11 protein-coding genes are annotated in these 13,399 nt (G+C 51.7%); 9 read left to right on the forward strand and 2 right to left on the reverse strand.

The annotated features are described in order from the left end of the window. The gene (rsmA, locus tag LKD71_RS00190; protein ID WP_178046312.1) at positions 1-861 is read left to right on the forward strand and encodes a 16S rRNA (adenine(1518)-N(6)/adenine(1519)-N(6))-dimethyltransferase RsmA; all 861 of its coding nucleotides are present in this window, start codon (positions 1-3) and stop codon (positions 859-861) included. 46 nt (positions 862-907) lie between these two features. On the opposite strand, the gene LKD71_RS00195 is transcribed toward rsmA, so the two are convergent. Both LKD71_RS00195 and LKD71_RS00200 read right to left on the reverse strand, forming a co-directional pair. Next, positions 908-2,071, reverse strand: a complete 1,164-nt coding sequence (locus tag LKD71_RS00195) for an ROK family transcriptional regulator (protein ID WP_227613895.1) — start codon at positions 2,069-2,071, stop codon at positions 908-910. A 47-nt stretch (positions 2,072-2,118) separates the two neighbouring features. Beyond that, positions 2,119-2,910 (reverse strand): YesL family protein, encoded by a 792-nt coding sequence (locus tag LKD71_RS00200; protein ID WP_227613896.1) that lies wholly within the window; start codon positions 2,908-2,910, stop codon positions 2,119-2,121. A gap of 406 nt (positions 2,911-3,316) precedes the next feature. Here LKD71_RS00200 and asnS point away from each other — a divergent pair, with 406 nt between their 5' ends. From asnS to LKD71_RS00240, 8 genes are all read left to right on the forward strand, one after another. Continuing rightward, the gene (asnS, locus tag LKD71_RS00205) at positions 3,317-4,708 is read left to right on the forward strand and encodes an asparagine--tRNA ligase (protein ID WP_227613897.1); all 1,392 of its coding nucleotides are present in this window, start codon (positions 3,317-3,319) and stop codon (positions 4,706-4,708) included. A gap of 83 nt (positions 4,709-4,791) precedes the next feature. Then, a complete protein-coding gene (locus LKD71_RS00210) occupies positions 4,792-4,938 on the forward strand; it encodes a hypothetical protein (protein WP_227613898.1) in 147 nt (48 codons plus the stop codon). A 12-nt stretch (positions 4,939-4,950) separates the two neighbouring features. Beyond that, positions 4,951-5,646: a VanR-ABDEGLN family response regulator transcription factor gene (vanR, locus tag LKD71_RS00215; protein ID WP_227613899.1), complete on the forward strand. Its 696-nt coding sequence runs from the start codon at positions 4,951-4,953 to the stop codon at positions 5,644-5,646. Next, positions 5,636-6,823 (forward strand): sensor histidine kinase, encoded by a 1,188-nt coding sequence (locus LKD71_RS00220; protein ID WP_227613900.1) that lies wholly within the window; start codon positions 5,636-5,638, stop codon positions 6,821-6,823. Before vanR ends, LKD71_RS00220 begins: the two co-directional genes overlap by 11 nt. Next, positions 6,820-7,791 (forward strand): class B sortase, encoded by a 972-nt coding sequence (gene srtB / locus LKD71_RS00225; RefSeq protein ID WP_227613901.1) that lies wholly within the window; start codon positions 6,820-6,822, stop codon positions 7,789-7,791. Before LKD71_RS00220 ends, srtB begins: the two co-directional genes overlap by 4 nt. Positions 7,792-7,807: 16 nt before the next feature. Then, entirely contained in the window at positions 7,808-8,524 is a 717-nt protein-coding gene (locus tag LKD71_RS00230; protein WP_227613902.1) for an NAD-dependent protein deacylase, read from the forward strand. Positions 8,525-8,544: 20 nt separating this feature from the next. Then, positions 8,545-8,730, forward strand: a complete 186-nt coding sequence (locus tag LKD71_RS00235; protein WP_178045949.1) for a DUF951 domain-containing protein — start codon at positions 8,545-8,547, stop codon at positions 8,728-8,730. A 202-nt stretch (positions 8,731-8,932) separates the two neighbouring features. After that, complete coding sequence (locus LKD71_RS00240) at positions 8,933-13,381, forward strand: NPCBM/NEW2 domain-containing protein (protein ID WP_227613903.1); 4,449 nt, start codon at positions 8,933-8,935, stop codon at positions 13,379-13,381. The last annotated feature ends 18 nt before the right edge of the window (positions 13,382-13,399 follow it).

Raw genomic sequence — 13,399 nt, forward strand, 5'->3', positions numbered from 1 at the left:
ATGGAAAAATTATCAAATCCCCAGAAGACTATCGAGGTCTTACAGAAATATAATTTCAGCTTTCAGAAAAAATTCGGCCAGAACTTTCTCATCGATCCCCATGTGCTGGACAAAATCATCGCTGCGGCGGAGATCACCAAAGATGATTTTGTTCTGGAGATCGGCCCCGGCATCGGTACGCTGACCCAGTATCTGGCGGAAGCGGCCCGGGAAGTCGTGGCTGTGGAGATCGACAGCACGCTGATCCCGATTCTCGAGGATACGTTGAGCGCTTACGACAACGTCAGCGTCATCAACGAGGACGTCTTAAAGGTGGATCTCAGGAAACTGGCTGAGGAGAGAAACGGCGGCAAACCCATCAAAGTAGTGGCAAATCTGCCCTACTACATCACGACCCCGATTATCATGAGCCTTTTTGAGAGCCATGTGCCCCTGAAGAGCCTGACGGTCATGGTTCAGAAAGAGGTGGCCCTCCGGATGCAGGCAGGCCCCGGCACCAAGGATTACGGCGCTCTTTCCCTGGCGGTTCAGTATTATGCGAGCCCCTATCTGGCAGCAAATGTGCCGCCCAACTGCTTTATGCCCCGACCTAACGTGGGCAGCGCGGTGATCCGTCTGACCCGTTTCGAGGAGACACCGGTGCAGGTCAAGGACGAAAAGCTCCTGTTCCGTCTCATCCGGGCTTCCTTCAACCAGCGTAGAAAAACGCTCCAGAACGGCCTGGTGAACTCTCAGGAACTGGATTTCACGAAGGAGCAGGTGGCAGCAGCCATTGCGACGCTGGGTGTTTCCCCGAGTGTCCGCGGCGAGGCCCTGACGCTGGAGCAGTTCGCAGCTCTTGCCAATGCATTAAGTGAGTAAAAAGAAAGCTCTGAATCTAAGAGAAAATCTTAAGGTTCAGAGCTTTTTACATGTCGTTTTCCGTGACGGCGGGTTTCAGACGGAGATTTTCCACCTTGAGAAATTCCTTCAGGACCACATAGATGCCGCCGAGGAGGATTGCCGTGTCCTGTAGATGGGAGGGACGGATTTTTAAGGGGCGCCCCATGCGGTTGTTGAGGGATTTTTCCAGGGTCCGTGCGATGTCCGGGAAATAGGTCGTGAAGGAGCTGTTGATGACGATGAGGTCCGGGTTCAGGGTATTCAGAACGTTGTTGAGGCCGATGCTCATATATTTGAGGAAAAGCTGATGGACGAAAAGAGCATCCGGGTCCTTGTCCCGGGAGAGGCGGATCAGCTCATCGAGGGAGACCTCATAGCCTTTCCGCTGGGAGAGTTCAAGTAGAAGAGCCCGCTCGGAAATGTACTGCTCGAGACAGCCAAGATTTCCGCAGGGACAGGGGCGGCCATCTGGCTCCACGATGGTGTGGCCCAGCTCTCCGGCGAAACCGTTGGCTCCGGTGTAAAGGTGATCGTTGATGAGGATTCCCATGCCCACGCCGGAATGAACGCTGATGTTGATCATATCCGGATAATTGAAGGCAAAAGCCCGCTCGCCAAGGACTGAGAGATTTGCTTCATTATAGAGATAGACCGGCAGGTTTAAGGCTTCCATCAGCCGCCGGGCGAGGTCCGCATCCAGGGAATAATAGGGAGCGAAAATCATCCGGTTTCCGCGGGAGACGCCGTGAACGCCGAGACAGATGCCCACGACACCGTAGCGGGAGGGCGGAAGGGCCTCCATCGTATTTTTCAGAACTTCCAGAAGAAATGAAAAAAAACCCTCATCAAAGGCCCGGACCGGATATTGCCTCAGCCGACAGCCCGTTCCCAGAAGATCAGCGGACATAACCGTGATTCCTGTGGTTTCGATGTTGACGGCAAGTGCGTATCCGGCCTCCTGATGTAAGCTCAGGAGAATGGGTTTCCGGCCTTTTTCCGCCGGGGCGCTTCCCACCTCCCTTACCAGGCCGGAATCCAGAAGCTCCTGTACGATGGAGGAGACGGTGGCCTTGGTAAGTCCCAGGTGTTTGGCGAGCCCCGCACGGGAAATGGGGCCTTCATTGATGATGGCTTCTAAAATCAGATGAAAATTGATGTCACGGATCAGTTCTTTGCTTCCTGTCTGCATGTTTCACCTCGCTGGAAATAGGCAGATGCAGCAGTCAGAGGAGAAAATTACTGCTCTGTCGTGTTGTCATTTTCGGGCTTTTCATCGGCGGGAGCTGCGGTTTCGTCAGAAACGGTTTCCTCAGAATCAGTTCCCTCAGTGCTTCCATCGAGCTCTTCACGAAGTCCCTCGATGGTCCAGTCGTCCTCATCTTTTTCTTCCTCTTCGCTCTCATCCTTCGGGATGTATTTGTCGAAGATCTTCACGAAAAAGTAGGATTTCGCAAAGGCCAGGGTGGAGAAGCCTAAAAGGAAATAGGCCAGGATGCCGTAGGAGAAGATCATGGTGTTGAAGAGCATTGCAACGATGGGAGCAATGCTGATGAGCAGCATCAGGATCGTGTAGGGCAGATGTCTTAAGGACATCAGAAGCGCGTTGCGGATTGTGTTTTTCACGGTGTTGACGAATTTCGCCAGGAGCGGGAACACATACTGGAGGATCATAACCATGATAAGAGCGATGACCAGCAGGCCGTATTTGACAACGGTGTAAATGCCGCCGCTGAGCTGTTTCATGATGATGAAATCCATGAACTCAAGGATGATCAGTACCAGAGCGATGAGCCAGATGCCGAGACCCTGCTTGAAGTTTTCCTTGAAGGATTTGAAGAAGGAACGGGCGATGTAGGCTTCCTCGTTCCGAACCATTTTCATCGTCACATAGTACATGGCGGTGATGGCCGGTCCGATGGTGACGATGGGGATGCAGCAGAGCAGGAAGAGAAGGTTCAGGATAATAAGATCCGCCACCCTGCCCATGAAGGTGAAAAATTTGTTGTCCATGTTGAAAATACGGTCCATAATAAAACTCCAATCTGTGATAAAATTTTGACACCGTGGGCAGTTTTGCTGTCCCACGCTTTTAGCTATTAGAACATTATAGTGCAAATCTGTGTAAAAATCAATTTGTAAGGCGATAAAATCAGCATTTTTTAATATTTTATACAGAAAAATATTAGAGTTTATAACAAAAAAAAGAACTGCCCTTGCATAGATCTTTTTAATAGGATATACTGTGATTACAGCGTCCAAAAGTCTAAGTCTGCTTGGACTTGCACAAAGCGGACCTAGACCTTGGGACGCGCCCCTACATGAGCATGGAAGGGGAGCGTAAGCTCCACGATATGCGAATGTAGGGAAGGATTGTGGGAGTGCGAAGCACGAAACAATCCGTGTAATCAAACATGAAAAAGGATAGGAAAGAAAAATGGAACTTACTACAGTTAGAGAAATTTTCAGAGACAGAGAAAAATATTTAAACAAAGAAATCCAGGTCGGTGGCTGGGTAAGGAGCAACCGTGATTCCAAAGCCTTCGGTTTCCTGGTACTGCACGACGGTACTTTTTTTGAGACCCTGCAGATCGTATATCACGACACCATGGCAAACTTCCAGGAGCTGACCAAGATCAACGTCGGCGCTGCCGTTATCGTCAAAGGAACTCTGGTTCCGACTCCGGAAGCAAAACAGCCCTTCGAGATCCAGGCAGAAGAGATCTCCATCGAGGGCGCTTCCACACCGGATTATCCGCTGCAGAAGAAACGTCACAGCCTGGAGTACATGCGTACCATCACCCATCTGCGTCCGAGAACCAACACTTTCCAGGCCGTATTCCGCGTGCGTTCCCTGATTGCATACGCCATCCACAAATTCTTCCAGGAGAGAGATTTCGTCTATGTACACACTCCCCTGATCACAGGAAGCGACTGTGAGGGTGCTGGCGAGATGTTCCAGGTGACGACTCTGGATCTCAACAACCCGCCGAAAAATCCGGACGGCTCCATCGATTACAGCAAGGATTTCTTCGGGAAAGAGACCAACCTGACTGTAAGCGGCCAGCTCAACGGCGAGACCTTCGCTCAGGCTTTCCGCAACATCTATACCTTCGGACCGACCTTCCGTGCAGAGAATTCCAACACCACCCGTCATGCGGCTGAGTTCTGGATGATCGAGCCGGAGATCGCTTTCGCAGACCTCAAGGACGACATGATCCTGGCTGAGTCCATGCTGAAATATGTCATCAACTATGTTCTGGAGCATGCGCCGGAAGAGATGAACTTCTTCAACTCCTTCGTGGACAAAGGACTCATCGAGCGTCTGAAACATGTGGCAAACTCCGATTTCGGCCATGTGACCTACACTGAGGCCATCGAGATTCTGGAGAAACACAACGACAAATTCGAGTACAAAGTATCCTGGGGCGTAGACCTGCAGACCGAGCACGAGCGTTACCTCACAGAGGAAGTCTTCAAGAAACCGGTATTCGTTACCGATTATCCGAAGGAGATCAAGGCCTTCTACATGAAGCTTAACGACGACGAAAAGACCGTAGCCGCTATGGACTGCCTGGTTCCGGGTATCGGAGAGATCATCGGCGGAAGCCAGAGAGAGGACAGCTATGAGAAGCTCCTCGCCAGAATGAATGAGCTGGGCCTTAAGGAAGAGGATTACGGTTTCTACCTGGATCTCCGGAAATACGGTTCCACCCGTCACGCCGGTTTCGGCCTTGGCTTTGAGCGCTGCGTGATGTACCTCACCGGTATGGGCAACATCCGCGACGTGCTGCCGTTCCCGAGAACAGTAGGTACATGTGAGTTATAATTGCGGGAGCTGCGAAGCAGCGGAGCAATTTGTTAGTACAAAGTAGTGAAAAATAAGAAAAACTGCTGCACCGGGGAGGGAACATGGCGCTGACAGACACAGAAGACTTTTTCCGGCTGTCTGTCATTGCCATGCCGAAACGGCGCAGCATTTTTGATTTCCGCGAGCAACGAGCCAAGCAGCCATGCTTGCATGGATATTTGGCGACTGCCGCGCGGAATTTAATTTAGGGAGGCATAAAAATGGGGAGTAAGATATTGGTTGTAGATGACGAGCGGGAGATCGCCGACGTAGTAGAACTCTACCTGAAAAATGAAAACTATCAGGTCGTGAAATGCTACAACGGCCGCGACGCTCTGGAAGCTGTGGAAAAAGAGAAGCCGGACCTGGCTCTTCTCGATGTGATGCTGCCGGATATCGACGGCTTCACAATCCTGCAGAAGATCCGTGAAAAATACACCTTTCCGGTGATCATGCTCACGGCCAAAACCGAATACATGGATAAAATCAACGGACTGACCCTGGGGGCCGACGATTATATCGCGAAGCCCTTCAATCCGCTGGAGCTCATGGCGAGAGTCAAGGCACAGTTAAGAAGGTCCACGAAGTACAATGAGGGAAATCGGTCTCAGGAGGACATCATCGACTTCGGTGGGCTTTTCCTGAACCGGAATACCCACGAATGTATTTATAATGAAAGAGAACTGACCCTCACGCCCATCGAGTTTGACATTCTCTGGATTCTCTGCGAGAACCGAGGGCAGGTCATCAGCTCCGAGCAGCTCTTTGAGCAGGTCTGGAAGGAAAAATACTACAAAAACAGCAACAATACGGTGATGGTCCACATCCGTCATCTCCGCGAGAAAATGAGCGGACCGACGGGAAAATCGGATTTCATCAAGACCGTCTGGGGAGTGGGATACCGCGTTGAAAAATAATTACCGGAAGTTAAAATGGAGCCTCATGCTCCGTACTGTGCTGATGGCGTTTTTTTCCCTGGCGGTGGGCTATATCATCCTGGTGGTCCTCATTGACGGCGTGCTCCAGGACAGCTTCCCGGCCATGATCATCAGCCTTCTGATGAAGTTCGGAATGAGCCAGACGGAGGCTGACCGCGTCTACGGCACGGTCTTCATGCAGAACAAAGGTCTCTTTGTGGCGGTAGGCTTTATCATTTTGTTCCTGATCTTTTTCTATCTGGCCATGTCAAAAGTCACCAGGTACCTCAACAGTATCGGTACGGAGATCGAGACTATTTTAAGTAATTCCGAGGCTCCTGTGACGTTGGAGCCGGAACTGAGGCCCATTTCCGAGAAGCTCAACACCCTGAAAATGACGCTGAAACGCCGGGAGTACGAGGCCGTGGAGAGTGAGCAGCGAAAAAATGACCTCGTGGTCTTTCTGGCCCATGACCTCAAAACGCCGCTGACCTCCATCATCGCCTATCTCACGATGCTGGATGAACAGCCGGGGCTTTCCGAGGAGGACAAGAAGAAATACATCCATATTTCCCTGGAAAAATCGATCCGGCTGGGTGAGCTCATCAGCGAATTTTTCGAGATCACGCGCTTCAATCTTCAGGATATCGTGCTTCAGAAGGAAACGTTGGATCTCTCCATGATGCTGGAGCAGCTGGCGGATGAGAGCTATGCGGTGCTGGCAGAGAAATCCCTGACCTGTTCGATCCACACGGACGACAATCTGCTGGTGGACGGGGATCCGGACAAGCTGGCCCGGGTTTTCGATAACCTCTTAAGAAATGCCATCGCCTACAGTTATCCCGGCACGAACATTGACATCCAGGCTTTCGGGGAGAAAAAGGACATCATCATCACGTTTTCCAACCAGGGCGATCAGATCCCGCCCCAGAAGCTGAATTTCATCTTTGAAAAATTCTACCGTGTGGACAATGCCCGCCAGAGCCGGACCGGAGGCGCGGGCCTGGGTCTCTCGATCGCGAAAGAGATCGTGGAGCTTCACGGCGGAGCCATCGCGGCTTCGAGCAGCCCGGTCTGCACCCGTTTTACCGTGAAACTTCCGAGGCATCAGGAGGAGCAGCAGCCCGCAGCGGCGAAAAAATGGGGCCGCATCGCAAAAAATGGAGGAAAAGAATGAAAAGATCCAGGAAAAAGAAGAGCATTGGCGATTTTATCTGGAGGCTCGTCTTTCTGGCGGCGCTGGTCGTTTTCTGCTACTGCGCCTTTCAGCTGGTGACGATCTATCTGGAATATAAGAAAGGTACTGACGAATATTCCTCTCTGGAGCAGCAGTATGTGACGGAGGATACGATAAGCGGCACGACGGAAAACAACACCCCGTCAGGTACCGGCGACGGCACCCGGACTGGCAGCGACGGAAGTGAAGCCACCGACGGCACTTCTGAAACTACTGGAAAAGTCGAGGGTTCCGGCACGGCCGAAGATCCCTACACCACGGGAGAGACCGAGACGGAGATCGAGACCGACGCGGAAGGAAAGACGACCGTGAAGGCTTATCCGGTGCTCAAAAACCCTGTAGATTTTGAGAGCCTGAAAAAGGTCAACGAGGATATCATCGGCTGGATCCGCGTCAACGCGCTGGATATCAGCTACCCGATTGCCCAGAGTACGAACAACGATTATTATCTGCACCGTACCTTTGAGCGGGTGGACAACTTTGCCGGGTGTATTTTCATGGAATATCAGAACCACAGCGATTTTTCCGATAAGAACACAATTATCTACGGCCACAACATGAAGAACGGTTCCATGTTCGGCACCCTCCGGAAATTTTACGAGGACGAAGTCTACGAGAAAGCCCCCTATTTCTGGATTTACACGCCGGACAAGATTTACCGCTATGATATTTTCTCCTGTGCGGAGGTGGCGGTGGACAGCCTGGCCTACCAGATCACCTTCTCCGAGGAGGGAAGCTTTGAGAAATACATCGATGACGCTTACAGCCGTTCCGTAGTAAAGGGAAATGACATCAAGGTGACGGCGGAGGATAAAATCGTGACCCTCTCCACCTGTACAGGCAACGAGTCCACGCGGTTTATCGTCCAGGGTAAGCTCAGCAAAACCTACTGGTCGAAAAAGAAATAAAAAGGGGGTATCCGGAATGGATGAAAAGATTGAGAAGCTGAAAGAATGGATTGACGACAGTGATAATATTGTATTTTTCGGAGGTGCGGGCGTTTCGACGGAAAGTGGAATCCCTGATTTCAGAAGCCAGGACGGCCTTTACAATCAGGAGTATGCCTATCCGCCGGAGACCATCTTAAGCCACACTTTTTTCATGCGGAATCCGAAGGAATTTTATCGTTTTTACCGCAATAAGATGCTGGTTCTGGATGCGAAGCCCAATGCGGCCCACCGGAAACTGGCCCAGTGGGAGAAGGAGGGGCGCCTCAAAGCTGTCATTACCCAGAACATCGACGGCCTCCATCAGAAGGCCGGAAGCAAGGAAGTTCTGGAGCTTCACGGCAGCATCCACCGGAATTACTGCACGCGCTGCGGCAAATTTTTCGATGCGGAATACATGCAGCGGGCTGGGGGCGTGCCGAAATGCGAATGCGGCGGCATCATCAAGCCGGACGTGGTCCTCTATGAGGAAGGGCTGGACATGCAGGTGGTTTCCAAGGCCATCCAGTACATTTCCAGGGCTGACGTCCTCATCGTGGGCGGCACTTCTCTGGTGGTTTACCCGGCGGCCGGCCTCATCGACTACTATAATGGAAAGAAACTGGTGATGGTCAATAAGTCCGTCACCCCGAAGGACGCGGGAGCAGACCTTCTGGTGCAGGGAAGCATCGGCGAGATCTTTTCCCAGATCTGAAAATGAACGGAGAGAAAACAATGGATTACCAGGTGGGAGACATCGTAAAACTGAAAAAACCCCACCCCTGCGGCAGTTATGAGTGGGAAATCCTCCGGGTCGGAGCCGATTTCCGCCTCAAATGCACCGGCTGCGGCCACCAGATCATGGTGGCCCGGAAGCTGGTGGAGAAGAACACGCGGGGGCTGAGGAAAAAAGAAGAGTAAGAGAAAGCGTCAGGAGAAAAAAGAAAAAATTTATTACGTTCAGTGAAAAAGTATCGTCTGAGAAAAAATCTCAGGCGATATTTTTTGGTAAATTCTGCTGAATTATGATGAGTAATCCGTTTACTTTTATACTAAATTGCTTTATACTCTTATAAAACAGGTCTGTGACCTGTACTGGAAAGAGAGAAGGGAGGAAAAAGTTATGTTTTGTCAGGAATGTGGACAGAAATTAGCCGATGGGACAAAATTTTGCCCATACTGCGGAGCGAAGATTCAGGCTGCTCCGCCGCCGGTGGAAGAAACGACAGAGCAGGAAGAAACTGTTGAAGTAAGGCCGGAACCCGAGGAGGAGGCTCCCCCTCCAAAGAATCCGGCTCCCAAGCCGAGACCGAAAACGGCTCCGACACCGGAAGCTCCGCGCCCAGCGCCGGAGCCAGCGCCCAAGCCCGCCGGAAATGGCGGTAAGACCGGGCTTTACGCCATTGTCGGTCTCGTGGCCGTCATCGTTCTGGCTGTGGTGCTGATCAAAGGTGTTTTCGGCGGAGGGACTACCGTATCCGTCATGGACTGCGTGAATGTGACGATCAGCGGTGTGGACGGCAATGGCCGGGCTTACTTTGATTTCGACATTCAGCCCATTTTCGACGCGGTTTCCAAAAAGATGACGCTGACGGAGCGCATGCGGGAGGAGATTCAGGATCTGACGGACGATATTTACAAGGATATCGTGCTCTCCGATGACAGTAACCTTTCCAACGGCGACAAAGTCAAAGTGAGCAGCAGCGTGGACAAGGATCTTCTCAAAGCCTATAAAGTGAAGCTGAAAAACGGCGACAAGACGATAAAAGTAGAAGATCTGGTGAAGGTTCAGGAGGTAAACGTCAAGGACTACGTTCAGGTAGAGTTTTCTGGTTTTGACGGCTTCGGAGCCGTGTATCTGAATCAGGATTATGACGGCCTGATCTCAGCGACGGCTGAACTGATCCGCAAGGCAGACAACTCCGAGGAAGCCGAGGAGTACATTTCAGACTCCCTTCCTTCTGTGATCTACAACATGTCCTGGATCTACGAGGGCGAAGATTACCAGAAGAACGGCAACGAAGTGACCTACCACTGCAGCGGACCGGATTACATCGAGAAATACGGCATTCATTTTATCTATGAGGATGTCACCGCGACGGTGGATGGACTGATTCCGGTGGAGACCCTCTCCCTTGCAGATTATATGAAGCTTTCCTGCGAGGGCATCAATGGCAGCGCCTATGCCCGGGCTGAACTGGACGAGGAAAAACTCCTTGATTACCTGAGTGAGCTTTTTGAAAAAGAGCAGCGCGGAGCCTATGGAGCAGCAGGAGAGAATTTCGATGCGGCCACAGAGGCAGAATCCGCGGTCAACAGCATAAAGAATACCTGGAGAGAAGAGTTTGTCACGATGGCAGATCCCAGTGAGAATCTCTCCAACGGCGATGAAGTGACCGTTACCCTCACTCCGAGCTATACGGATAATAATGAAGTAAATATGGTCGGAGCCGGCTTTACTCTTATTGGCGGAAGCGGCACCTTCACCGTGGACAGTCTGGGAGATTATCACCTGGGTATCACCTCCACGGAGGATGAGGAGCTCAAAGCGTTTCTGGCCCCCTATGAGACAAGTATCGAGGCGGCCTTCGATGAGAAGAAAGACTGGATTAATCAGGATGCTTCCCAGTATGGCTGGGTTGCCTGGGATCAGGTACCGGATGGCAAAGTGACGCCGGTGCTGGAAAAAGTCGATACCGTCACCTGGGACGAGGGCGATTACTACGATGCCGGAAATATGATGCTGGCCGTTTATCATATGAGCCTTCCGGTGCGGCAGTTTGACCGTTCCATGACAACGCTGGATATTTACTACGGAATGAAATTCAACAACGTGGTGAAGACAGATGACGGAAAACTGAATTATGATTACGATCCCGACACCAGTTTCCTGGTAGGGGACGAAAAGCTGAACAGCTGGCTGAGTGACCACAAGAACAATGTGATGGAAAACGGCACCAATGTGCAGGAAGAAGAAGCGGTCGCTGATCTTACCAGCGTGCAGGAGACCGAGGGCGAGACAGAAGAAAACACCACAGAAGCGGCAGTCGAGGCCATTTCCGTGGAAACGCCCCAGGCAGGAACCATCGCGGAGGGCGCAGCCAATCAGGCAGCAGCCACCGTTGTCTACGAGGGTCACACCTACGCAAGATTCGATATCGCTTTGAATTATTCCCAGGCGGAGAAGTTCTGCGAGCAGGCAGGAGGCCATCTGGCAACCCTCACCTCCTGGAGGGAAAACCTGGCAGTACAGAGCATTCTCGATGATGCATCTTACGACGAGTACTGGCTTGGAGCCAGCGACGAAGAATGGGAGGGCAGCTGGAAATGGACCACCGGGGAAGCCTTCGACTGGACTAACTGGGATGACAGCCAGCCCGATAACTATAACGGAGACGAAGATTTCCTGACGATTTATTCCTACTACGGAAGCTGGAATGACCGTTCAGCGGATGAGGAAGACATCGGTTTCGTTCTGGAGATCGATCCCGTGTCCGAGGGAAGCCCCTCCGGAGAATATGACCTTCTCTCCGATCTGGTCGCTTCCGGTTCCCACAACTGTGATATCTGGAAACAGCTCGAAGATCCCTATGGAAATAAGCATTTTGCCAGCGTGGTTCTCGATGCTTCCGAGAATGGCTGGGTGAAATATGAGCTGGACGGAAACTACAACTTCTTCACCGCGACGTTAAGCACCTGTACCGACGCGGAGAGCGACGCTTCCTTTGAGATTGCCATCTGGGGTGACGGAAAGCTTCTCTACAGCCGCTACAATTATCAGAAGACCGACGCGCCGGAGACTATCGCGCTGAATACGACGGGCATCAGTAAGCTTTCGATCAAGATGGCGAACCGGGGAGGCTATAATAACGGTTTCCTTGGCCTGAACGAGGCGAAGCTCTGGAAAAACGGCACGGCGGAGACTTTGCCGGTGCTCGTGGATGAGCTGGGCGATCTGACGCTGATTGACAGCGAGGAGTACGGCGATTACAGTGAAGGCGAGATGTACACCGATGTTTACGGAAATGTCCATGAAAACTGGTACGATTTCGAGGAGGAAGACCTGGGAGCAAGGGCTGTCTACTGGCTCGGCGGCAAATACACCACGTTTGAAGGAACAGTTCTCCCAGGAACGGGCAGTTATGACACAGGAACTCTGAAGATTTTTGCAGACGGCACAGAGGTTTATTCCATTTCTGAGCTGGATGTTTACCAGGGCGGCCAGAATTTTTCTCTGGATGTAAGCGGAAAAGAAACACTGGAGATCGATGGCTATGGAGTGGTCTATGTGGCAGATACCAGATTGGTCCGGGCTGAGAGCGAGACTCTTGCACCGGTGACAGACCGCTACACTTTCCCGGAGCTTCCGGAGGCCGTGGAAGAGCGGGCCATCGATTATCGGATCTATAAAAATAAGAAATACTACCGCTTCGACCAGGGCCTGACCTGGAGCCAGGCAGACGCCTTCTGTAAAGCAGCAGGCGGAACACTGGCAATGCCGAAGAATGCGGCGGAAAACAGCGCCATCTTTGATCTCATTGACGATGGTAATTACGAGTATTACTGGCTGGGAGGCTATAAAGCAGGAACGATCTGGAAGTGGAACGACGGAGAAACCATCAATGCCGACGGTTTCTGGGGCAGCAGCCAGCCGGATAACTATGAAGAGAATGAAAATTACCTCTGCATGTATTCTTACGATGGTTCCTGGAATGATCTTTCCGATCAGAACGAGGGCTTCGTGTTGGAGCTCACGGCGGCAGAACCCGTGGATGACACGGCCGTAATGCTCACGAGCCTGGAATGGCAGGAAAATTATTCTTCTGAGATCGTCAACGGTTATGACGGAGCCAACCTTTATCCCAACAGCGTGAAGCTTTGGGCTTCCGAGGATGCTTATTTCCGGGTAGCCTTAAACGGCGCTTATCAGACCATCAGCGGAATTCTGGACACGGATGGCGGTTCTTCTGTAAATGCAGATTTCTCTCTGGCGATTTTCGGAGACGGAAAGCTTCTCTACAAGAAGGAACATTTCACCAGAAAAGATTCCAGGGAAGTCTTCTCTGTCGATGTTTCCGGTGTGAAGACTCTGACCGTGGAGACGGATAACCCCGGAAGCTATGACGGCGGTTATGTCTATCTCATGGACCCGGAGCTTACCAGGGCGGAGGTGAGTGCTTCCTCCGGTATCGCGAAGCTCTCTGAGCAGGTGCTGGTGGATGGCATTGGCGAGACCTATATCGCCGGACTTTTCCGGGATTCCTACGGAGAACTCCACGACGGCTGCCTGAAGCTTGCCGCAGGAGACGGCGCGAAAGTGACCTACAATGTAGGCGGCGCCTACACAACCCTTTCAGGAAGTATCGCAGCCGGTGATAAGACGAGCTATGAGGGCGGCATTTCCGTGAAGATCTACGGAGATGGAAACCAGCTCTATGAAATCTCTGATTTTGGAAAAATGACGGGAACCCAGAGCTTTGAGGTGGATATCACAGGCTGCCAGGTAGTTGCGATTGAGGCATCAGGCGACTATGATTCCTGTGTTTATGTGACAGACGATCAGCTGAAATAGAAGGAAAGTGAAAAGTTA

It is taken from the genome of Fusicatenibacter faecihominis (assembly GCF_020686945.1).
GTDB lineage: Bacteria > Bacillota > Clostridia > Lachnospirales > Lachnospiraceae > Limivivens > Limivivens faecihominis.